Source organism: Candidatus Zixiibacteriota bacterium (assembly GCA_040752815.1).
Lineage (GTDB): Bacteria > Zixibacteria > MSB-5A5 > GN15 > FEB-12 > JAGGTI01.
On the sequence record JBFMGC010000050.1, the window covers coordinates 1 to 22,564 of the forward strand.

Here is a 22,564-nt window from a genome sequence, read left to right on the forward strand (position 1 = left end):
TCGCTGTAACAGGCGTTAATGAAGATATAGCTGTTCGGAACGAAGTACATGTACTGGGCTACGAATCGACCGGTGTAGGCATATCTTCGATGCGATCGGCAGGTGCCTGAGGAAGGATCTCGGTCCATTGCCTGCATGTATACCAGTTCGTTGCGATTGAGCTGAGTCCGATAGGCGGAATCAGCCGACGCACCGACAGTTGTGGCGGTCCACACCGCCAGGTGCCTGGCACCGTCTCTCCCCATGCATCCCCCGCCATGAGCATCAATATAGTAGATCCCATCATCGACCACACTAAACAGGGAAGTGACGCTGCCGGTGGAGGGAACGGTTACATAGCCGTGGTTTTCCAGCAGCGACTTGATTATGGGCGCTCCGATAGCGAAGCAACCCGTCCCCAGCGTGCTTACCACGCGGGCCTGAATGGAGGAGGGAAGGTCGTAATCGTAGGCGGGGGCAGCGACACGTGGCAGCACGTCCTCGGCCAGGGGATCCACAAGGTCCGGGAAGCGCCGGTCCGGGATCTCGAAACCGATGGGGACCGATGTCTCCAGCTCCGAGTCGACCCAGCTTTCGTTGTTGCTTGCCGAGCCGCTGGGGAAGCGGTTGTTGGGAACTGATATGATCCGCCCGTCCGTGAACCAGGCCCAGACGGATACGCTGTCGATTACGCCGGCCGAGTCTATATCCGGGATCGTGTTGAGATACGCGGCGAGTTTGATGGCCGCCGAATCGTCAGGCTCACCGAGCAGCGAGTTGTAGGCGCTGTCAATGGCGTTGAACACTGCCTCACGCTGAGAGAACGTGAGCCCGGTCTCGTCGCACTGGGGCAGCGTGATGTTTTCCGGGCCCGTGATGAAGAGGTAGTCAATCAATATTGTCACATCAACTATCGAAATATCCTCGCATGTCGGGTTCGCACCGCCGGATTGGTTGATATCAGCCTCGGCAATGCACGGGATCGCGTCGCATGAGAGCGATATGAACTTGGCGTCGATAATCAAGGTTATGTCGCCAAGGGACGGCTCGGGACTGCCGTCGCCGTTGGCATCGCCGACCGTGCCGACACAGCAGTTTGCTTGTGCTGCCGTTGCGGAGGGGAGGTTCAGCAGGGCAAGCAGAGGAACCGCCGTTATTCCAAGAGTGGCCCACAGCTTAGCGCGAAAGGAACAACGAGTGAAGCGGAAGGAAGTGGCTTTCGAGGACATGTAACTCTCCTAAGAGTTGCTCGGTCGTTGAACTCTCGCCAGTTAGCATAATGTGACTTCGAGACTATTCCGCGTATACTAAGGTAAAATGGGTCTACGCGGAAAGTTTGTCAAGGACAAAATTGGTCGCTTTAGCCCAATATCTCATTTCAAAGTGAGTGATTTCAGGGGGCCTTTCTTCAGCGGCGCTTCTGACTACTCGGCGGGGGGCATCGCCTCGGTACCCCATCCGCTTGCGGTGGGGGGAGATCGTGCGGACACAGTTACATTATTGGCGAGTCGCGCAAGCGAATAAAACTGCACCCTTCGACATGCTCAGGGCAGGCGCAGCTCAGGGTGACGCAGGTAGTGGCTCGTGTACCCCCGCAAAAGAGGCAGACCAGGAGGTCTGCCGCCCACGGAAACGCAAGGGGCAGATCGGGAGGTCGGCCGCCCACGAGATCTGGGCGGGTTGCCGCCACCGCCGACAAGCGCAGCCAACCCGGCCTACCTTTCCCGGATTCCCCTTGCCATTCGGCGAGCGTTTCATCTATATTCATCCATCCAGACATCGCGTGCTGTTTGAGTTCTCAAAACTACAAGGAGCCCTTAGCCAAGGAGCCACATATGCGACACGCTATCATTCTCGTATTCACGCTTATCCTGCTGGCCGGTTGCGACAGCAGCGACAAGAGCACGAATCCGACTCCACCCAAGCAGATTCTACCGCTGACGGTCGGCAATTTCTATGTCTACGAAAACGCCGTGCTCGATTCAGCCGGCAGTGTGATCGGGGCTGATACGGTCATTTGGACTGTTGCCAAGGACACTATCATCCAGAACGAACGATGGTATATCATGACCGTTAACGGCGTCAGGGATCCGGAAGTCTCTCTGCCGACTACTAACCGCGGCGACGGTTTATGGGTGGACGGACCATCGGGGTTTCTCCTGTTCAAATATCCGGCCGCGGTCAACGACACGGTATTCTTCGGCAGTGACACATCGACAGTGGAATCGATCCACGACACAATCACGGTCCCCGCGGGGACGTTCGAATGCATCAACTACAAGTGGGTCGGCAGCCGAGACGAAGACAGGGCGTACCAATATCATTATTTTTCGCCGGGAGTGGGGCACGTCAAGACGGATGAGTATTACAGAACTACCTCCGAGTTTGTTTATGTGAGGTATCGGATGGTGTTGCTCGATGAGTTGATACTCTAATCCGAGGACCTGAACAAGGGGCAGACCGGGAGGTCTGCCGCCCACGGGGCAACAATGAACCCACGGTGTTGAGCCTGTAGGTCGAAACCCCTGTGGTTTCGACAGCCGTGCATTGGCGGGTATGAAGCAAACCCGCCCTACAATCGGCGACGATCAGTACGGGAACATCATTACCGCGTCATCCGCTCCACCTCCGCTACCTGCTCCGCGAACTGCTTGAGGGTCGCTTCGATTGGCGTGGGCGTGGTCATGTCGACACCGCAGCGTTTCAAAAGCTCGATCGGGTGATCGCTGCCGCCGGCGCGAAGCATGGTCAGGTACTTCTCGATCAGACCGCTCTCGCCGTTTAGAAACCGCCGCAGGATCGCTTGTGTCGCCGCAAACGACGTGGCATACTGGTAGACATAGAATGACATATAGAAATGGGGGATGCGCGACCACTTCAGTGGCGTGAAATCGTCGACCGTGAAGTCGGGGCCATAGTACTTCTGTGTCAACTCGCGCCACTTGGCAGTCATCAGTTCCGGCGAGAGCGCCCCACCGTTCTCAACCTCGGTGTGGATATCGAGCTCGAAATGCGCGTACATCACCTGGTTGAAGAACGTCCCGACCGCGTTGTCGATCGCCCGGTCAAGCAGGTAGAGACGCTGCCTATCATCTTTAGTCCGCTTGAGAAGATAATCCAGCAGCAGTCCTTCGTTGAGTGTCGACGCCACCTCGGCAACAAAAATGGCGTAGTGTGACTTCGGATAAGGCTGTGTCTTGCAAGTAAAATGGCTGTGCATGGCGTGGCCCAGCTCATGCGCGAGCGTGAAGAAGCTGTCGACCGTGTCGTTGTAATTCATCAGCACGAACGGATGCGCCGTATAGCTGTGCGAGCTGTACGCGCCGCTCCCCTTGCCCTCGGTCTCCCAGACATCGACCCAGCGGTGATGAAAGGCGTGGCGCAGCTGACGGCCGTATTCGTCGCCGAGCGCGGCGGCCGATTCAATCACCTGCCGGACCGCATCGTCATACGGCACCTCGTATTTCTGCTCCGGAAAGAGAGGGCAGAACATGTCGTAGCTGTGAATTTCATCGAGTTTGAGCAAGCGCTTCCGAAGGCAAACGTATTCATGCAATCCCTGAAGGTTCTTCTCAGTCGTTTCGATTAGCGCGTGGTAGACCTCGATCGGGATGTTGTTCGAATCGAGCGCCGCATGCAGGCAACTATCATAGCGGCGGGTGCGGGTGTAGAACACATCGGTGTTCACCGCCGATGCCAGCGATGCCCCCAGCGTGTTGGTGTGTTCTCGATAGGGTGAGTAGAACGCCTCGTGGGTCTCTTTGCGCACGCGCGGGTCGGATGATTCGAGCAGCTTGATCGCCCGCTGTTTGGTCAACTGTACTTCGTTGCCGTGTTCGTCTCTCACTGATGGGTATTTGATATCGGCGTCGTCGAGCATCGAAAAGATCGTATCCGGCCCGCGGGTTACCAGGGACGACAACGCCAGCACCTCCTCGACTTCCTCGGAGCGGATATGCTGCTTGGAACGGATTAACTCTTTGATGTAGAAGTCATACTCGTCGGTGCGCGGGAACTGCGCGGCCATCTTTTGCAGTCGTGACTCGTCGATCGTCAACAGTTCCGGCTCGACAAACGAGTAGGCAGCGCCGGCGTCGGATGACAGTGCAGCGGCCCGCTCGGTGAGGGCCTGGTATTTGGAAACGCGGTTATCAAGGTCCTTGTTGAGATAGGCGTATTGATAGAGGTTCGACAGAATGATCTGAAGTTCGGTTCGCGTGTGGAAACAGGCGTACATGGTCTGGGGGGAGTCAGCCAACTTACCGGCGAACTGTTTGGCCTGGGCGATCAATGACTTGGCTTTTTGGTAATCCGCGTCCCAGGCAGCTTCATCGGCGTAGATATCCGCCAGGTTCCATTTGTGTTTGTCGGCGATCTGATTACGGATGGGGATGGTTTTCTGTTCGGGCATGGTTGATCCTCTTTGGTGTTGATTCTCTCCGGCGGGAATATGATGAATTGCGGTTCGGAATTCCAGCGGCAATTGGTTGATACTGATAATGCGTGGGTTGTCGGGTTTGTTCAGCAAGTGCAACGCACTCGCTTTGCGAACCCGACCTACTTCGGCTTCCACAACTTCGGAAAGTAATAGCTCAACAGCAGAAATACCGCGCCGAAACCCATAAAGAGCAGCACGCGCCATATGGTTTCGAGCTCGGACAGGTCGATCAGGAACAGTTTGGCTACCACCAGCAGCAGGGTTCCCAGCGCGATCCATCGCAATGCGTTCGAGTTGAGTCGCAACGACGTCACCAGCAGGATCGCGCCATAAACTCCCCATGCGATAGTCACATAACCGGTGCCGTCTTCGAGTCCGGATAGTTCTCGACCCAGCCAGGCAAGAAGCGCGAGGTGCGCGGCCAGTCCATAGATCATTTTCAGTTGGCGTGAAGTGAACTGATATGATATTGCGGCGCCCGCGAAAATGACCACAAGATCAGAGAATGCCAGGCGGTTGAAGACTACCGGTCGCTCGCTGTCACGCGCGAGCAGATGCATCATTAACCAGAAGCCAACTATTACGGACATGACATGCGCACCGGCCAGGATCTTTGAATCGGTCAATCGCTGTGCGAGCAGATGAAGCGCCAGCGCCTCGCCGGCCCACGCCAGCATCAGGGTATTGCCGTCAAGAAGCATGGAGAGCGAAATCGTAAGCAACAGCGCTGCGCACACGGCGTGGGTGAAGGCGGCAAAGGCCAGAGTTTCGAGTTTCCTCAAGTATGAAGACACGAAACCGTACAGCGCCGCAGCGGCGAGTGTGATCCAGCCGAAAGTCTGATCGGACAGGTGCGGCCAGGTCATCACGGACGCTAACAGTCCGATAAGAGGCGATCCGACTGCAAAAACATGCAGGTGGCTGTCCAGGGCGCGTCGGGCGGTTTCCGAAATCACCGTATCGCCTATGCCCAGTTCAGCGGCGCGCCATCGGTTTGGTTTGAGTACGACTAAATAGCGGCGGAGTAGCGGCGTCGCGCTGTAGCCCAGCCAGAGGAACAGGACGCCGAACTGGAGCGCCCACCGCGCGGCGGGTTCAGCGTGCTCTGGTACAGTCGCAACGGAATCGATACTTATGGAGATGACCAGCCACCCGCCGATCGCCGAGAGCCACAGAAGCAGCCGCCACCCCCTGTAGAAATAGACCGCCGTGCTGCCGGCGATCACGAGACAGGTATAGACCACCAACCCCGGAATGTTGGCGGAACCGGTGTAGAGCATGAACGGTGTGCCGAGGCCGCCGAGTGTGCCGACCAGCGAGAAGATGGCATCGTCCTGTTTCAGCGCGATGAAAAACGCCAGGGCAGTGACCGTCACCATAAGCGCGAAGGCGACGGGATGAGATACCAGCTCGAACAGTTGAAACGCCGAAAAGTCAGTGATATAGAACGTAGCGATAGATCCGCCCAGCAGAAGTCGTGACAGATGTCGTCGCTGTGAGTACAGCCGCCAGCCGAAAACAAACAGTACGACTCCCAGGCCTATACCGATAAAATGCCTGACCGGCGGAGTGAGCCAGCCCTGGTCGATCGAGTACTTGAACAGGAACGCCAGCCCGAACAAGAGCAGGCCGATTCCCACGCGACTGAGCCAGTATTCGCTCCGGCGCATGTGCTCGGGGAGTTCGAAGCCCTTACGGGCGGGCCCGGGTATCGGCGTGATTTGGCGAGGGGTGGATGTTGTCTCTGCGGGCGAGGGTGGTGGCGGTGCGGGCGGAGCGGCATCTGGTACAATGCGCCGCAGCAGTTGTCGTATCTCCGCCAGTTCGCGTTCGAGTGCGGCTACGCGGTCGTGAATGTTGTGGTCATCCTGACTTTCCATCCGGCAGCACCTTTCGCCTCATGTCCTCTGCCCGGCAGATGCCCTCATCTGCCGCGCCTGAATCACATCACACTGATCAGCGCTGAAAGTACTATGAAAAGTACCGGCGCGAGTCCGCTGAACAACAGACCGAGCTTGAGTATTCTCGGAGCGACCTCTGGTGTGTCTTGTCGAGAAATGAATCGCCAAGCAAGTTCCGCCATCCATCCCAGCGTGAAGCAAATGTTGATTACCACCACAAACATCACCGCACTGAGAACAGGACTATCTAGTTCAGCGCCGGTAGCAGGGATCATCAATACGATCGCCCCTGCGACAGCCCAAATGCAGCCCGCAATTATAGTATAGGCAGGACGTCGTGCTTCCCACCATGCTACAATCTGATACCAACTGCGACCAACTTGCGGAACGGCTGTAAACTTTTGCCAAGACTCACAGAGTGTCATGAGTGTAGTATTCACTGTCGACTTTCTAGATTGACTACCCTCTACATCCTCTCCACACACCCCGCAATCAGCGCCCGGAGTTTCGGCTCGGCCTCGGCGGCGACCTTCAGCACCGACTCGATCGAACAGGGATGCATGTTATCCGCGAGCCCCATGTCCGTGATTATCGAAAACGCCAACACTTTTGTCCCCTGATGATGCGCCGCCATCACCTCCGGCACGGTCGACATCCCTACCGCGTCGCCGCCAAGTATCCGAAACATCCGATACTCCGCCCCCGTCTCCAAATTCGGCCCGCTCACTGCGATATAAACCCCCTCCTGAAGTCTGAGCTTCTGCTCCAGAGCCAGCTCGCGCGCCATCTTTATGTAGTTGCGGTCGTAGACCTCGAAGCAGTCAGGGAAGCGTAGCCCCCACTTGTCATCGTTATCGCCGATCAGCGGATTGCCCGGCAGGAAATTGACATGGTCGGTGATCATCATGATGTCGCCCTCGCGGTATTTCGGATTCAGCCCGCCGGCGGCATTTGACGCAATCAATGAATGGATACCGAGTTGCTTCATCACTCGTATAGGAAACGCGATCTGGCGGAACGAGTACCCCTCATAATAATGGAACCGCCCCTGCATACAGACGACATCTTTGCCGCGCAAACGTCCGAATAGAAGCCGTCCGTGGTGAGATTCGACTGTCGAGGTCGGAAAGTGTGGGATGTCCTCATATTCCACCGCTCCCTCCAATTTCATGCCGTCGACCAATGTCCCCAGTCCGGTGCCGAGTATAATACCTATTTGCGGTTTGAGCGTGACCTTCGCGGTGATGAACCGCACAGCCTCATCGAGTTTGCGGTGAATTTCCGCCCAGGTCTGCATGCCGTCGTTGTTCATGGTTGAATGTCCGCTTTCTGCGTTGGGATTACCTACAAGTCGCGCGGAATATAAGCTGGTCGTCGCCGCAGAACAGGCAAAAAAAGGCCGGACCCTTTGGGAGTTATGCGGTCCGGCCTTTCGTGTAAGCGGCGGGTAAGAACTAATTCTTCGCGGCCCGGTTCATTTCTTCTTCGAACCTCGCAGCAACTTCGTCAAGCTCATCGGCCAGCCTGTCCGGGCTGAGCGGCAGTTTGGTGCTGTCGGACGGTCCAAAGCCGCCACGGGGGTTCGGCTCGGTGACCGCAGCCGCCTTGCCCTTCGCCACCACGACCTTGTCGGTGGAGCGCTCATCTTCGATATCACCATCCTTGGCGATAAACCCGGCTGGAATGTCCTCCGCGACCAGGTTGGTCTCCACCACGGTGCCGAGCGCCGGTGTGGGCGGCGCGGGCGGCGTGACCGGTACGGCCTGTTCCATCGCCTTGCGAGCGGCTACCCGCTTGTACGTTTCGAGCGCTACCGCCAGTTCAGGGTCGATTGTCTCGCCGACCGACTGGCTGATACTATCGTCCTGGATGGCATCTTTGAGCTTCGCCGCCAAATGCTCGTCGACCCGCCCCGAGGTGCCGTTATCTGTCTCTTCCGCAACCGGTACCGCAGCAGCAGGCGCGGCCGCGACTATATCGGTAGTTTGCGGAGCAACCGCTTCCTTTTTCTCGGTGGCGATATCTGTCGAATCGGTGACCTTCACCTGCTCATCGTGCTCTGGCCTGGCGACATCGCCGCTGTCGATCTCGTTTATCAGATCCAGGTGGGACTGGATCAAGCTGCGTATTTTGGACAAATATGACTTCTTGGTCAGGCCGAGCCGGGTGATCCGTGTTTCAATCTCCGAGATTTCCCTGGTCCGGTTGACTACTATCGATTCAGCATCCTGCTTGGCCTTGGTGATCAGCATGGCCGCTTCCTGTTTGGCGTTGGCCATGGTCAGGTCGGCGTTGCGGCGGGCGTCGATAGCCGCGTTCTTGATCGTGTCCTCGAATTGCTTGAGACCCGCCAATTGACTCCTGAGTGATTCGGCCTCGATAGTGAGTCTGAGGTTCTGCTGCTTGAGTTCGTCCAGCGCGGCTGCGACCTGGTTGATAAAACCGTCAACTTCGGCCTTATCGTACCCGCGCATCTGGCTGCGGAATTCGTAACCGCGGATATCGTTCGGGGAAAGATCCATGACAACCCACCTGCTTACTGGTTTCCTCTTACGGCCATTGATCCGGGCGGCAGGCTTCCGCGGCCCGGAGCCGTTTCAAAACGGTACACAGTTGTTATCGAACCATTGCGGGAAAACCTTAGCGCCCGGGGGCGAAAAAAAGGCCACCGCCAGGCAGCGGCAGAGCCGGTAGGTCACGCGGACTCGACGCGTGACTTTGTTCTATCCTACGGCCACAAGGCCGTCACCCTCGGCCACGACCGAGGGTCCAGTTGTGTTCGCCGGTCACTGACTCGATGCCTAAACCCGCCTACGCAGCGAAACGTTGATGAAACGCAAAAGACGGGCAGACGAGGACCCCGGATCGAGTCCGGGGCAGGCTCTGCCGCGCACAAAACTCGACGCGTGACATTGTAGCATTTGGGAAACCTCAGGCCTCAAGTCGGCCTGACCTACAGTCCGGTCTGCCCTCACCCCTCCCGCGCGCCGAATAGCGCCGTGCCCACCCGGATCATGGTCGAACCCTCGGCGATCGCGAGCGGATAATCGTCGGTCATCCCCATCGACAGCGTGTCGAACCCCCCGCCCACTATGTCCTGCCCCCGCTTGAAAAGCTCGCGACAGGCGCGGAAAGTCTCGCGGATGCGGTCTTGATTGTCGGTCAACGGGCCGATAGTCATCAGCCCCGTCAGCTTAATGGCGGGCAGGGCACTGACTTGCCGAATCAGTTCTAACGCGCTCTCCGGCGCCACCCCGGATTTGGACTCCTCGCCCGACGAATTCACCTGCACCAGGCATTCGATAATCCGACCGAACTCTTCGGCGCGACGGTTGATCTCCTCGGCCAACTTGAGCGAGTCGATCGACTGGATGACATCGAAAAGCATCACTGCTTTCCGAACCTTGTTGCCCTGCAGGTGCCCCACTAAGTGGAACCGTGCTATCGGGCCACATTCGGTGATTTTCGGTTCGGCGTCCTGGATACGGCTCTCGCCGATATCGTGCAGGCCGAGCGCCACCGTGGTCTGGATCACCGACGCCGGCCAGGTTTTGGTGACGGCGACAATCGTGATGTCGTCGGTGTCGCGGCCGTAGAGTTCGCAGGCCTCGGCGATTTTCCCGCGCAGTTCCATCAGGTTATTGCGGATCAGGTCTTTCATGGGACGACGGAATTATGCGCGAGCCGGGCGGTGGTGGCAAGGGGAAATGTGGGGGAGCTGGTCCGCCGCCCGCTTCAGACAGCCCCTCACTTGACATCTCCCCCCAAAATCGTAGCTTCCCCGCGTCGGCGCTGAGATCAGCGCGGCACGCAAGCGAAGAACAGAGAAGGATTATATCATGACGCCTGTCAGCAAGGATATACTCAACGCCCTCACCACCGGGATCAACTCCGAAATCGCCAGCTATGTCTTCTATCTCGAGGCCTCCAAGAAGAAAATCTCCGCCGACATCAGGCCGGTGCTCGAGGAGCTTGCGCTCGAAGAAAAGCGGCACTTCCAGATTCTCGAACGCCAGCACCATTCGCTGATCAAAAGCGAGCAGTGGATATCGCTCGCCGACGTGCTTAAATCCAAAGAGTTGCCTGAAATCAACGAGGAGATGAGCGCCGCCCACCGGCAGCTTGTCGACGAGGTCCGCAAAACGACGACAATCAAAGGGGTGCTCGATATCGCCTATCGGCTCGAGGTCGACGCGTACGAGCTGTTCATCGGCCAGGAGAAGAAGGCCGCCAGCGACGAGGGCCGGAAGATGTTCGCCGAGTTGGCCAGGTTCGAGCAGGGGCACATGCGCAAGATCGACGAGATGCGCCGCAGGTACGCTTAGACGATCGGAAACTGGAACGTAGGGCGGGTTTGCTTCAAACCCGCCACACACCGGCGGACAGGAGACTTGCAGGGCGGGACGTCGCCACGGCGAGCAGACGCTTCGGTCGCGCCATGGGCTGAGAGCGGCAGACCTCCGCTAATCGTGGGCGGCAGACCTCCCGGTCTGCCGCAGGGAAAGTCGAACGCCAATGGTGCGGTCGCGTGACCCTGCCCACAGCCCCATTCTAACCAGCATGGGGCACCGTGGACCAAAAAAGTCGAATTTTGTGGTTGCGCCGGCCTACGTTTTATTGTATACTGTCATTCAGCACGAACATCGCCGCTGATATCTCGAATACCGACAGCGAGACAGATAAAAACTTAACTCGTGGCGAGATTTCAGACAACCGAGTCTGAAATCCGCAATGCAGACGTAAATAGAAAGGTGCACCCATGTCGCATTCGGAAAAGAACGCCCCCTCGCTCGCAGGGCTCACTCTTACTGCAATGTTTCTGGTCCTCCAGCTGACCCTCAGCTGTAGCAAGAGCACTGATCCTGACACAAACAAGCCGCCGGATAACGGCCCTATCGGCATACTGCTTTCGGGAGCCGATATCGACTCCGCCTTGTCGGGTACAAGCGATCACGGTCCGTTCGCAGTACCGGAGGAAGAATGGGAAGGTGAATTTGTGACCACACGGCTCGAAGCGGTGATCAATCCCAGCGCGACCGTAGGCGCGGTCAACGCTGCTCTGAATGCGGTGGGTGCTAAGATCAGCTGTATGCGTGCGGGGCTGATGTTCACGGAGTTGGTGGTACCCGCTTTGACGTCGGTTGATGAGGCGGAAGTTCTTTGTTCAACCCTGGTGTCGTCGGAAGCCTTCCTGTCGGCGTATCCCTGTTTTGATCCGACCTCCGTTCAAGACGCAAGTATCCAACCGGGACTTCCGGCCAACCTCATCATTGATCATCTGGCCGCCGCGAAGTTTCCGGCGGCCTGGAATGTGCGAGAGCGTGTCGCGGCACTCCATTCCCCCGCAACCGTTCTTGTCGCCGATCACTTTAGATCCCTGACTCCTCACGCTGAAATTCCGGCTCAGACCTTCCCGACACAAAATGGGTCGCCGAGTCTTTTCATCGACGCTTTCGGAGTAGCAAAAGGGAATCACGGTTTCCAGGTGGCTGGCGCGATTGGAGCCAGGTTTGATGCTGTAGGGTCCACTGGCGCCTACGCTGATCCCGGTGGTCTGCTACGTTTACCGTGCATCAGCCTCAGCGGATTCGGCTCGTTACCGGCCGTAATTGCAGAACTGTCCGATCGGCTTCCGTCCAGCGGCCAGTTTATTCTCAATACCAGTATTTCGTATGCCGGGGGCTTCCAGATGTTCCCAAAGCGCCAGCGAATCGAACACGCCTTCTTCTGGCGATTCCTCACCGCAACCAAGCAGAGTCAATTCCTGCATCTACAGGCCGCGGGAAATGAGGGGTTGTCATCACCATCTTTTCCGAACGCCGACTACGCCAGCCCGTTTACGCTTTCTGCCCGGTTTGATGCGCCACTGGAGATGTTACAGGGGACGGCGGTGTCCACAAAGGACACCACCGATTTGACAACTTTGTACAGTCTCGGAATAGCCAACAATCCGCTCTTTGGCTCGCGGACAAACAATCTACTGGTTGTAGGGTCCTCATCATTGAGCGGCAGTCCGTCCGGGTTCTCAAATGCGCCTTCCGATGTCCGCATGGTGGGGGAGTGGGTTACCCTGCCCTGCATCTACGACGATTCAAAGTGCGAGCCGGGGGCGCAGGTGCCCCTTCAGGCGATCGTTTCAGGAACATCCTTTGCCACCCCGCAGGTTGCCGGTCTGGCCGCCTGGCTCTGGTCGCTGTCACCCTCTCTCACGGTAGATGAGACCATTGCCACTATTAAGAACTGCTTCAACGGAAATTGGGTCGATGCCTACAAGGCGGTGTTGTCACTCGATCACTCGATTGCCAACGCCGGCATCAGACTTTCACTTCTCGACATAGTTGATGCCAATGGACAGATGGGGAGTGACATGAAGTTTGACGAGAAGGATCTGCAGATGTTTCTGGACTCTATCATGTATTATGAGGCTGATCGTGCGTCAGTCAGCCCCCCATGGGAGAAGGATCATTCTCCTTTCGACCTCAACGGTGATGGATACACCGGGGACACCATGCTCACTCCATCGACCGCACCCTTTGACCTCGACATCAACACCCCGCCGGCGTATTCGACAGTAGACGTGATCCCCTGTGATCAACCGAGCACCGGTGACAAGACCCTGAATGAATCGGCGGTGACCGACCGCGATATTCTCCTGTACTATGCTTATTCTCCACTGTATAGTGGTGATCTCCAAATCCGCGACAGCTTGTTTGGCAAAGGGTGCTCGCCATTTACAATAGTTGAGACAACACACTTTCTGAAATACGACTTGCGGGCCTACCTCGACGCTCAATACTGGGATATCGACTCGAGTCAAGGCACATTCCTACATAAGACGCTTGCAGTCAGAGAACCAGCCTGCTTGGCAACATACGTATTCGATGTTGAGGCGACCTGCAACACATCGCTCTCCAGCGGCGTCAGTCTCACCTCCGTGGATATCACCGGTACTTCAAACTCCACCGTTACGGGAACAGCTTCCCTGGAAAATGACCTCGGAACGTCTTGCGATTACCGCGCAACTGCTAAGGCCTTCTGCTACAGTGTCGTTCACTTCACTGCAAGTGAGCAGTTGGGATTTGTTCCATTCAGGTTTGTCGTGGACGGGTCGATAGATATAGGTGACGGCAATACGGCACAGACCTACACCTATATTATGTTCCACACCGTTGATGCCAATGGCAAGCCCGATGGACCAACGTACGCCGGCTTCGACAGCCAAACGCAGTCATTTCCGTATGTACTCGACGGTACGCTAGATCCCCTGCTTCCCGGTCGGATGTACCAACTCATGATTATGACAACGGCCGCAGATGCTGTTTTCGCTCTGTCTGACCCGGGTCCCGACAGTAAGTCTGCAAATGCGATCGTATCTCTACACGTTGGACCGTAAAGGTGCGACTGTTAAGTTAAGTCAAACGCGCCTCGAATCAGTGATACTCTATTGTTTTCCAACACGTTCCACTTGTCGTGGAGTAATTGAATGTTATCGAAAACTCGAATCCTACAAAAGTTTGGGGATAGTGAGTTCCACCCCGCCATAGACTATGAAGCCCGATTTTGTCGGGCTTTTTTCTAACGGTTTAAGCAACCAATCCTCTTTTTGAACTGAGATGATACGAATCGCAAGATTGTCACTCTGTGGGATTGTAATCCTCTTGTCCCTTCGTTGTTCGATATCACTTCCCGATTCGTCGTAAGACTTGTACTTGTATTATTTTCGTCGGTGGCAGACCCCTAGTCTGCCCCAGGAAAGTCGCCATCCGCACACCCCCTCGCGCCCCCCGCCACGGCTGGGCCCGCCATCACCACCCCGAATTGACCTAAGTCATGTCCATTTAGTCCTCATTTGTCGAAATGGCCGTCAGAAAACGAAAGATTGAGGACTAAATGGCCAAAGTGCTGCGCGAAATAATCAGGATCAACGAAGAGCTCTGCGACGGGTGCGGCGATTGTATTTCGTCCTGCGCGGAGGGCGCGCTGGTGATCGTTAACGGGAAAGCGAAACTGAAGGGGGAGATCCTCTGCGACGGCGCCGGAGCCTGTATCGGCCATTGTTCCACCGGCGCGCTGACTATCGAAAAGCGGGAGTCGGAGGCGTACGATGAGGCCGCGGTGGCTTTGAATCTCGCCCGGACGCAACAGCCGTCGCGAATCCCGGTTGGCGCAGCTCACGGCGGTCAATTACCGATGGCGGCCCACGCCGGCGGATGCCCCGGGTCGGCCATGAGACAGTGGAACGACTTCCCGCCGGCATCCCCGTCAGATGTACGCGACTCCGCCCCGGCGGCGCTCACGCAGCAGCCGTCGCGGCTCCGTCAGTGGCCGGTCCAGTTGATGCTCGTGCAGCTGGACGCGCCGTTTTTCCGCAATGCCGACCTGATTATCACTGCCGATTGCGTACCGTTTGCTTTCCCCGATTTCCATCAGCGGTTCTTGAGCGGTAAAGCCCTCGTTGTAGGGTGTCCCAAGCTCGATGATCTACGGCACTACTTTGACAAGCTAACCCAGATATTCAAAGTGAGCGAATTGAAGTCGGTTGAGGTCATTAAGATGGACGTCCCCTGTTGCGGGGGGATTGCGCAGGCAGCAGTCGAAGCGCGGAAGCGGTCGCACGGCACTTTCCCGCTGACTATCACCACAATCGGCATTCGCGGCGAACTTCAGGAAAGCTACCGGGTGTAATCGCACGGAACCGACTCCCGGCGGCGGCTGTTTGGATGGCAGCGATAAGCGCTCAAAGCACTGCCAGGAGAATACCATTGAGTTCTGAACCGATCAAGATCAAGCTCATCCCCAACGGCCCGATCCGGGTAATGAACGGATCGTTCGAGATTGAGTTGTCTAACGGCACCATCATGACCAAAGAGGCTCCGTTCTCAATGTGCCGTTGCGGGAATTCCAACAACAAGCCGTTTTGCGACGGCACCCACAAGACGTGCGGTTTTCAGGGGTAGGCGGTAGTTCGCGACTCCCTGACTGACTGATTCTTAGCCTTGACCGACCTCAGACTGTCGACTGCGCCGCACGGCGGCAACGATCAGCGGAATCAACACGACCTGGGCGATTATCCCCCATATCCCGGTCAGAATCGGCCCGGCGGTCGAAAAAAACTCAACCGCGCCGTACGGCAGCTCCATAAACATCCCCAGCACGAACAATCCCAGGCCGAACATCAGCCGCCCGACTATCATGGCCGCAATCAGTGCAACATAGATATTCAGCTGAAGGCGCTGGTACGCCAGACCCGCAACCAGGCCGTAGAGAGGCAGTTCGAGCGTCATCAGGGGGACCGCATAAGTCGGCGGCATACCGGTGGTCAAGTAGCTGATGCCCGGAGCCAGCAGGCCGACCACCAGTCCGCTGTACGGGCCGACTAGAAACCCGGCGAGCAGGACAGGGAAGTGCATCGGGAGGAAGACCCGGCCGGCAATACCAAAGGCGTGCAGGCCGACCGGAAGAACAATAGCCAGGGCGAGAAAGAGTGCAGTCTGTGTGATCCAGCGAGGTTTGGAAAGTGGCGGGGCGGCTGCCGGAGTCGGGTTCACTTGATATTGACGGCCGCGGCGAGAAAGAGGCCGGGATGATCTTCGATTTCCACCCGACCGAAACCGGAGTCGGCGAACATGCGCTTCATCTCCAACTCCGACGGCAACTGGTCGTGTTTGACCACGCCTCCTTCGCGGAAGTGTATGTCGGCCAGTTCCTTCGACGAAACCAGGTGGATGATGTAGAACGGCGCGCCCGCCTTCAGCACGCGGCCGGCCTCCTTCACCGTCAGATCCTTGTGCGTGAAGTGCGGGAAGGCGGCAAAAGAAATAGCCAGATCGTAGCTGCTATCTCGAAACGGTAGGTGGGCGGCGTCAGCATCGACCACGGTCACGTTGGAAAACGGAAAGTTGCGGTGGGCTTTCTGGGCCATGCGAATGGAGAAATCGACCCCGGTCACGAGGCCGCCCGGCCCGACCCGCCGGCGGAGCATGTCAAACAGAATACCGGTGCCGCAGCCGAGATCAAGCAGGTCCATCCCGTCGGCAATCGGCAGGCGGTTGACTAGGCGATATAGCCGCTCGAGGTCCTCGGCGGTGTAGTGCAGGTCCCACTCGGCCGCGAGGCTGTCAAAAAACTCCTGGTGGGGGTCATGCATAGTTGTGGTAGATAATTGCTTGGGGAAACCTTGTCAACAGGATTTGGGGCGGGAAGGGGTGCAACAGGAGTTGACGAAACAAGGTCCGGCTGCGTATTATCGACGTTAACAACTTGCTACATCCCCGAAGATCGCATCTTCGGGTTTAACGCCTCCCTCCCTTCGGGGAGGGAGGTGTTTTTTTGCCCGTCTCCGACCTCCCAAACAATGTGACACAAAAACCAAACCAGACCTTTGCTCGCCGGTCCACCCAAGTTATATTTCAGGTTGGCTTTTGAGTCAATCTATGGGCAACAACGGCAATAAGTATAAACGCACCCAGGAAGAACTGCTCGTAAAAGGGGCGCGCGAGCATAATCTAAAGAACATCGATGTCCGCATCCCGCGCAACCGCCTGACCGTTATCACCGGCCTCTCCGGTTCCGGCAAAAGCTCGCTGGCGTTCGATACGATCTACGCCGAGGGGCAAAGGCGGTACGTCGAATCGCTCTCGGCTTACGCCCGTCAGTTTTTGGGACTGATGGAAAAGCCGGATGTCGACTTCATCGAGGGCCTCTCGCCGGCTATCTCGATCGAGCAAAAAGGGACACCCAAGAATCCGCGTTCCACTGTTGGGACGATCACTGAAATCTACGATTACCTGCGCCTGCTTTTCGCGCGGATCGGCACGCCCCACTGTGTGCAGTGCGGCCAGCCGATCACCCAGCAGACTGTCGAACAGATTGTTGATTCCGTGCTCAGTTTCGAGGAAGGCTCCCGCCTCATGGTGCTCGCGCCGTTGGTGCGAGGCAAAAAGGGCGAACACAAGGAGATCATCCAGGAGATTATCCGCGAAGGGTTCGTGCGGCTCAGGATCGACGGCGAGGTAGTCGAAGCTGACCCGGAAATCGATCTCGACAAGAAAAAGAAGCATACGGTCGAGGCAGTGGTAGATCGACTGGTCGTCAAGCAGGGCTCCAAAGGGCGGCTGGCCGACTCGGTGGAGACGGCGCTTCGCATGAGCAACGGCACCGTACTGATCAACATCAACAAGCAGGATTTGCTTTTCTCGGAGCAGTTCGCCTGTCTCAACTGCAACATCAGCTACGAGGAACCGACGCCGCGCCTGTTTTCCTTCAATTCGCCGTTCGGCGCCTGCAAGGTCTGCAGCGGCCTCGGGCAGAAGATGGAGATCGCGCCGGAGCTGGTGGTGCCCAGCCCGAGCCTGTCCATTTCCGAGGGGGCTATTCATCCGTGGGGCGGGGCGGAAATGGCCAACTGGTATCGCTACCAGCTGCGCGGCCTGGCCAACCACTACGGTTTCAAGTTCTCGACACCCTTCTACAAGCTGCCCAAAGAAGTCCGGGAGGTCATTCTCTACGGCACCAGGGGCAAAGACATCAAGATGGAGTACGAACACGCGTCGGCGCGCGGGAGAGCATCGGGTGTCTACGAGGCGCCGTTCGAGGGCGTGATCCCGAACCTAGAGCGCCGCTACAAGCAGACCGAATCGAGCGGCGTGCGCCAGTGGATTGAGAACTACATGTCGGTCAGCCCCTGCCCGGCCTGCAAGGGGGCGCGGCTTCGACCGGAAGCGCTGGCGGTCGTTATAGACCGCGAAACGATTGACTCGGTCACCGATATGTCGATTCGCAAGGCGACCGCGTTCTTCAAGAACATCAAGTTGAGTTCGCGCCAGCAGACTATCGGCCGCCAGATTCTCAAGGAGATTCGCGAGCGGCTAGGGTTCTTGTGCGATGTCGGCCTTGATTATCTCACGCTCAATCGAGCGGCTGCGACTCTCTCCGGCGGCGAGGCCCAGCGGATTCGCCTGGCGACTCAAATCGGTTCGCGCCTGGTCGGGGTGATGTATATCCTCGATGAGCCGTCGATTGGCCTGCACCAACGCGACAACGGCAAGCTGCTCAACATGCTGACCGAGCTGCGCGATATCGGCAACACCGTGCTGGTAGTCGAACATGACCGCGAGACTATCGAACGAGCCGACTACGTGGTCGATCTCGGTCCCGGAGCCGGGATCCACGGCGGAACCGTTGTGGCGTCGGGGACGCCCGCCGAGATCAAAGCCAGCCGAAAGTCTATTACCGGTCAGTATCTATCGGGAACCCGGTCCATTGCGACGCCAAAACAGCGACGCGAACCTAACGGCAAAGTGATAACACTTACCGGCGCGAGCGGCAATAACCTGAAGAAGATCACGGTCGATGTACCGATGGGCGTGCTGGTGGCGGTGACCGGAGTTTCCGGCTCAGGCAAGTCAAGCCTGATCAATGAGACGCTTTACGCAATCCTGTCGAAGCACTTCTACGGTAGCCGCCAGGCGCCGCTGCCGTATTCATCGGTCGCCGGCCTCGAACATATCGACAAGGTCATCGATATCGACCAATCGCCTATCGGCCGCACGCCGCGTTCCAACCCGGCCACTTATACCGGCGTGTTCACACATATCCGCGATTTGTACGCGAGCCTGCCGGAGTCGAAAGCGCGCGGTTACCAGCCGGGGCGCTACTCTTTCAACGTCCGTGGCGGCCGCTGCGAGGCGTGCGCGGGCGACGGCATCATCAAGATCGAGATGCACTTCCTGCCCGATGTCTACGTGCCGTGCGAGGTATGCAAGGGCAAGCGATATAATCGCGAAACCCTCGAGGTCACGTTCAAGGGGAAGTCAATTGCCGACGTTCTGGATATGACTGTCGACGAGGCGCTGAGCTTTTTTGAGAACATCCCCCGAATCAAGAACAAGCTGCTCACGCTCATGAATGTCGGACTGGGATATATTCATCTGGGGCAGCAGGCGACTACGCTGTCGGGCGGCGAGGCCCAGCGCGTGAAGCTGGCGACTGAGCTTTCGAAGCTCGCCACCGGCCGGACATTCTACATTCTCGATGAGCCAACCACGGGCCTGCATTTCGAGGACATACGGATGCTGCTAACCGTGCTCAACGAACTGGTCGACCGCGGCAACACGGTGGTGGTGATCGAGCACAACATGGATGTGATCAAGACGGCGGACTGGATTATCGATATCGGCCCGGAGGGTGGCGACGACGGCGGCGAGATCATTGCCGCCGGCACGCCGGAGGAGGTGGCGAAGATCAGCAAATCGTACACGGGGCAATATCTCAGGCAGGTGTTGTCTGCATATTCTTGAAGTAGGTCAGGAGGCTTGTCCTCCAGACATCTTGCGGTTTCACCGGAGAGATGATGTCAGGAGCACAGGGCTCCTGACCTACTGTGCTATGAACGAATCAGGGTTATCCGCATGCAATCCAGATCTTTCTCCAGATCGCAGTAGTGGAACCCGATCTTGACGAAAGTGCCAACCGGTTGGTTATCCTTGATCTTTGGGCTAAAAACCCACCGGGGGAGCACGTCAGTAAGGTTTTTCGCGAAACCGTACTCCCTTGGTTCCTCTTTGATAATCAGGTACTGAAGGGTGTTGGAGTCTATCACCGGGTTAACGAAGAAGTGCAACCGTGTGGTTTGGCCATCCTTGGTGACGCAATCCAAGAAAAAACCTGACGAATCGTCTAAGGCTTGAGGCGTCACGGAGTACGGACTAGACTTACCAGTCGAGTCAACGTACATGAGCACCTCTACGTAACCCTCTCGATCACGATCCTTAGCCAACCACGGAACGTCCGGGAGTACGTTCGTAACCAACTCTACCTCTCGGTTCACCACTCGCTTCGGCACCATGTCGGCGTCTTCGGGTAGGTAGTCCGTAAGATCCTGCGCGTACTCACTGATAGTATCGTTCTTGCTGCCTATGGAATCCAGTGGTAAGTCAGCGTCGGTTGGCACGACATCACGAGTGACCAACTTGGGTAGCTGAACGTGTACCATCGCCGGGGCATCCGGGATGATGTTATACCCTCGAAATCCAGCAAATCCTTTGTGCTTTCCTTGGTAGGGGTTCAGGCCGTGTGACCGCCGTGCTGCCATGGATTCGCCGTGGTCTGGCTCAACCACCTGAACAGTACGGTCGGCTTGCGGAGTCACTTCTGTCTCGCGAACTGACTGAACCGGCTGGCTAAACATGACGCCTACGGCGAGCACGACAGCCAATCCGGTTACGATACCCAGCGACACTAACATGTTCCTCTGGTATTTCGACTTCAGGTCGTAGCCAATGGCAGAAAACGAACTTTGCTGCACGACAATCACCTCCTCAAAAAGGTGTAGTAGGGGGTTCGTCGATAACTCGGACGAACCCCCTCCATCAACCAACGCTCAAGCCACTACCACCAAACGCCAGTGATGTCCATGAACTCGGATGTGTCGCTAAGCGCACACCGAACTCCCCACCAGGCGCAGGAGAATGTGGTCGAGCACGTCCGAAAACTATCACATGCTCCAGCAAACGCTGCCGCTGGCGTCGGAATTATCGCGACCACGAATACCAGCAACAGTACAATTGCCGCAAGTTTCCGCATCTGGTTACCTCCTTTCAGGTTGACGGTGAAAGGTTATCTGCCGCTACTGTGAGGGAAACGGCAGTGTTTAAAGTCATCACGTCTTGAGTGTTCACCTCAAGTTCACATCCGACGGTAGTTGCTCAAGTACGCCTCCCAGCTGACAACCTGGTCACGAAGAACCGTAACCTGAGGATCGCTCGGGTCAACTCTGAACCGCACCACCCGGAAATCACTCGAACCCCCACAGCCGCACTCCAAACGTGCATCGAGGAGAACGAGAATCTGCGACTGGTTAAGTGGCTGTTCAGACAATGCAATCTGGATGTCTGGACGCAGGGCGAGCATTTCGTATCCCTCGGGTGCATTTTCGGCTTTTTTGAAGCCGGCCTGTACCAAGGAATCGCGCACGCGGCTGACGCATTGCTCCAACCGGTAGAAGAGATCTCCGTCGCAACTGACGAGAGTGTACTGCGGCATCTCAGGCGAAAGCTTGACTGGACGCATGTTCTGTTTTGACATCTCGGCGGATAATCCCCGAGCATATCTCGGACCAGCATCGAACAGGGCGACGAATATGAACACGATACTCACGACCAGGAACAACTTGCCATTCGGCCCCGAACGCCACAGCGCGCCCACTCCCCTCCGGAAACCTCGGGGGGTATCAGGATTCAGAACGTCCGTACCCATCATTTACCTTCCTTTCAAACTGAATTCGTTACCGGCCCGCTTGAATTCTTCAAGCTGCCGATCGCTCATCCACTTCGCAATGTTGGCAAAATTGGACGGGACAACCACCTGAAAGCAAACCAGAAGACCTAGATCGGTTGCGTTTAGGATTTTCTTCCGACCGACATTCGTCCGCAGCACGCTAGGAGCCGCAAGGCACGGGTAGAATCCGTCCGCCAACACCTGTTGCTTGACTGCCGAACCGTACCGGCTGACGACTTCCTCGACGAAATTCCTCGCCCGCTCATTGTCACGGCCAATAAACTGCATGGTGACGAGATTAGCGGGAATTTCTTTTGGCGATTCCACGCGCAGTAAGCTCGAAGTATCAACGTAGACAAACGTTCCGGCCTTCAGGTCGAGCCTGAACCTTGCCGTGTCTTCCCCCAGGATAATCCGCAGGGTGAAAGGCTTTTGGGGGAACCACATCTTCGCTTTGTGATCAACATCGCTCCGTGACCGGAGTTTGAGCATGACCAGCGTGTCAGTTTCGCTATGTTCAAAACCGACCGACGCGTAGTGGCTCATGATATCAAATGACCACTCCCCCGTGCGATGCAACAAGTCTCTTTGCAGTTCACAGACCTCATAGGAGTTAATTTCAAAAGGTGTGGAAATTGGCAAAAAAGTAGCGTAGCCTTTCGGTGAAAATTCAAACCGAAACCGGTCGTGGGAAGACACGACCAACGAAAGGATACGCTGATGGCAAAGTATCAGAAGTTGACGAACAGCGCAAGCACAATCGAGAAGCATGTTCCTGGTGGGGTGGCTGGCGATTTGGATGCGCTGGCTCGGGAAGGCGCCCGGCGGCTGTTGGTCTCGGCCCTGGAGGCGGAAGTGACCGAGTTTTTGGGTCGGCAACGGTATGAACGGGCAGATATCGATGGTTCTATTGGCGGTCGTGTGGGCTATCGCAACGGGTATGGCAAACAGCGGCGGGTGACGCTGGGGA

At 56.9% G+C, this 22,564-nt stretch carries 17 protein-coding genes; 6 read left to right on the plus strand and 11 right to left on the minus strand.

Features of this window, described 5'->3' with window-relative positions:
• On the minus strand, nucleotides 1-1,208 hold a 1,208-nt coding region (locus AB1772_10985), incomplete at its 3' end, for a hypothetical protein (GenBank protein MEW5796868.1).
• Between the two features lie 606 nt (nucleotides 1,209-1,814).
• Between AB1772_10985 and AB1772_10990 the strand changes: the two genes are divergently transcribed.
• Nucleotides 1,815-2,414: a hypothetical protein gene (locus AB1772_10990; protein MEW5796869.1), complete on the plus strand. Its 600-nt coding sequence runs from the start codon at nucleotides 1,815-1,817 to the stop codon at nucleotides 2,412-2,414.
• A gap of 170 nt (nucleotides 2,415-2,584) precedes the next feature.
• Here the strand turns inward: AB1772_10990 and pepF are convergent, their stop codons facing one another.
• From pepF to AB1772_11015, 5 genes are all read right to left on the minus strand, one after another.
• Nucleotides 2,585-4,390 carry an oligoendopeptidase F gene (gene pepF / locus AB1772_10995; GenBank protein MEW5796870.1) on the minus strand — a complete coding sequence of 602 codons (1,806 nt, stop codon included), beginning with the start codon at nucleotides 4,388-4,390 and terminating at the stop codon, nucleotides 2,585-2,587.
• Between the two features lie 146 nt (nucleotides 4,391-4,536).
• The gene (locus tag AB1772_11000) at nucleotides 4,537-6,297 is read right to left on the minus strand and encodes a DUF2339 domain-containing protein (GenBank protein MEW5796871.1); all 1,761 of its coding nucleotides are present in this window, start codon (nucleotides 6,295-6,297) and stop codon (nucleotides 4,537-4,539) included.
• Nucleotides 6,298-6,784: 487 nt separating this feature from the next.
• Nucleotides 6,785-7,630 (minus strand): purine-nucleoside phosphorylase, encoded by an 846-nt coding sequence (locus tag AB1772_11005; GenBank protein MEW5796872.1) that lies wholly within the window; start codon nucleotides 7,628-7,630, stop codon nucleotides 6,785-6,787.
• A gap of 142 nt (nucleotides 7,631-7,772) precedes the next feature.
• Nucleotides 7,773-8,840 carry a DivIVA domain-containing protein gene (locus AB1772_11010; protein MEW5796873.1) on the minus strand — a complete coding sequence of 356 codons (1,068 nt, stop codon included), beginning with the start codon at nucleotides 8,838-8,840 and terminating at the stop codon, nucleotides 7,773-7,775.
• Nucleotides 8,841-9,289: 449 nt separating this feature from the next.
• Entirely contained in the window at nucleotides 9,290-9,979 is a 690-nt protein-coding gene (locus AB1772_11015) for a YggS family pyridoxal phosphate-dependent enzyme (protein MEW5796874.1), read from the minus strand.
• Nucleotides 9,980-10,157: 178 nt separating this feature from the next.
• On the opposite strand from AB1772_11015, the gene AB1772_11020 reads away from it, so the two are divergent.
• From AB1772_11020 to AB1772_11035, 4 genes are all read left to right on the plus strand, one after another.
• Nucleotides 10,158-10,643 carry a ferritin family protein gene (locus AB1772_11020; protein ID MEW5796875.1) on the plus strand — a complete coding sequence of 162 codons (486 nt, stop codon included), beginning with the start codon at nucleotides 10,158-10,160 and terminating at the stop codon, nucleotides 10,641-10,643.
• A 434-nt stretch (nucleotides 10,644-11,077) separates the two neighbouring features.
• Nucleotides 11,078-13,711, plus strand: a complete 2,634-nt coding sequence (locus AB1772_11025) for a S8/S53 family peptidase (GenBank protein ID MEW5796876.1) — start codon at nucleotides 11,078-11,080, stop codon at nucleotides 13,709-13,711.
• A gap of 497 nt (nucleotides 13,712-14,208) precedes the next feature.
• Nucleotides 14,209-15,003: a 4Fe-4S ferredoxin gene (locus AB1772_11030; GenBank protein ID MEW5796877.1), complete on the plus strand. Its 795-nt coding sequence runs from the start codon at nucleotides 14,209-14,211 to the stop codon at nucleotides 15,001-15,003.
• Between the two features lie 77 nt (nucleotides 15,004-15,080).
• The gene (locus AB1772_11035) at nucleotides 15,081-15,275 is read left to right on the plus strand and encodes a CDGSH iron-sulfur domain-containing protein (protein ID MEW5796878.1); all 195 of its coding nucleotides are present in this window, start codon (nucleotides 15,081-15,083) and stop codon (nucleotides 15,273-15,275) included.
• Between the two features lie 33 nt (nucleotides 15,276-15,308).
• Here the strand turns inward: AB1772_11035 and AB1772_11040 are convergent, their stop codons facing one another.
• Complete coding sequence (locus tag AB1772_11040) at nucleotides 15,309-15,866, minus strand: ECF transporter S component (GenBank protein MEW5796879.1); 558 nt, start codon at nucleotides 15,864-15,866, stop codon at nucleotides 15,309-15,311.
• Nucleotides 15,863-16,465, minus strand: a complete 603-nt coding sequence (locus AB1772_11045; protein ID MEW5796880.1) for a methyltransferase domain-containing protein — start codon at nucleotides 16,463-16,465, stop codon at nucleotides 15,863-15,865. Before AB1772_11045 ends, AB1772_11040 begins: the two co-directional genes overlap by 4 nt.
• 286 nt (nucleotides 16,466-16,751) lie before the next feature.
• Between AB1772_11045 and uvrA the strand changes: the two genes are divergently transcribed.
• A complete protein-coding gene (uvrA, locus tag AB1772_11050; protein ID MEW5796881.1) occupies nucleotides 16,752-19,616 on the plus strand; it encodes an excinuclease ABC subunit UvrA in 2,865 nt (954 codons plus the stop codon).
• 86 nt (nucleotides 19,617-19,702) lie between these two features.
• On the opposite strand, the gene AB1772_11055 is transcribed toward uvrA, so the two are convergent.
• The 3 genes from AB1772_11055 to AB1772_11065 form a co-directional block, all read right to left on the minus strand.
• Complete coding sequence (locus AB1772_11055) at nucleotides 19,703-20,623, minus strand: hypothetical protein (protein ID MEW5796882.1); 921 nt, start codon at nucleotides 20,621-20,623, stop codon at nucleotides 19,703-19,705.
• 380 nt (nucleotides 20,624-21,003) lie between these two features.
• Nucleotides 21,004-21,576, minus strand: coding sequence for a hypothetical protein (locus tag AB1772_11060; GenBank protein MEW5796883.1), 573 nt, complete (start codon nucleotides 21,574-21,576; stop codon nucleotides 21,004-21,006).
• A partial coding sequence (locus tag AB1772_11065) for a hypothetical protein (GenBank protein MEW5796884.1) occupies nucleotides 21,577-22,564 on the minus strand: 988 nt, incomplete at its 5' end.

What these genes read in the sequence shown, in the direction of transcription:
- AB1772_10990 (MEW5796869.1), top strand. Translation starts at nt 1,815, where the DNA reads ATGCGACACGCTATCATTCTCGTATTCACGCTTATCCTGCTGGCCGGT.
- uvrA (MEW5796881.1), top strand. Translation starts at nt 16,752, where the DNA reads ATGGGCAACAACGGCAATAAGTATAAACGCACCCAGGAAGAACTGCTC.
- AB1772_11005 (MEW5796872.1), bottom strand. Translation starts at nt 7,630, where the DNA reads ATGAACAACGACGGCATGCAGACCTGGGCGGAAATTCACCGCAAACTC.
- AB1772_11000 (MEW5796871.1), bottom strand. Translation starts at nt 6,297, where the DNA reads ATGGAAAGTCAGGATGACCACAACATTCACGACCGCGTAGCCGCACTC.
- AB1772_11015 (MEW5796874.1), bottom strand. Translation starts at nt 9,979, where the DNA reads ATGAAAGACCTGATCCGCAATAACCTGATGGAACTGCGCGGGAAAATC.
- AB1772_11010 (MEW5796873.1), bottom strand. Translation starts at nt 8,840, where the DNA reads ATGGATCTTTCCCCGAACGATATCCGCGGTTACGAATTCCGCAGCCAG.
- AB1772_11025 (MEW5796876.1), top strand. Translation starts at nt 11,078, where the DNA reads ATGTCGCATTCGGAAAAGAACGCCCCCTCGCTCGCAGGGCTCACTCTT.
- AB1772_11045 (MEW5796880.1), bottom strand. Translation starts at nt 16,465, where the DNA reads ATGCATGACCCCCACCAGGAGTTTTTTGACAGCCTCGCGGCCGAGTGG.
- AB1772_11060 (MEW5796883.1), bottom strand. Translation starts at nt 21,576, where the DNA reads ATGATGGGTACGGACGTTCTGAATCCTGATACCCCCCGAGGTTTCCGG.
- pepF (MEW5796870.1), bottom strand. Translation starts at nt 4,390, where the DNA reads ATGCCCGAACAGAAAACCATCCCCATCCGTAATCAGATCGCCGACAAA.
- AB1772_11020 (MEW5796875.1), top strand. Translation starts at nt 10,158, where the DNA reads ATGACGCCTGTCAGCAAGGATATACTCAACGCCCTCACCACCGGGATC.
- AB1772_11030 (MEW5796877.1), top strand. Translation starts at nt 14,209, where the DNA reads ATGGCCAAAGTGCTGCGCGAAATAATCAGGATCAACGAAGAGCTCTGC.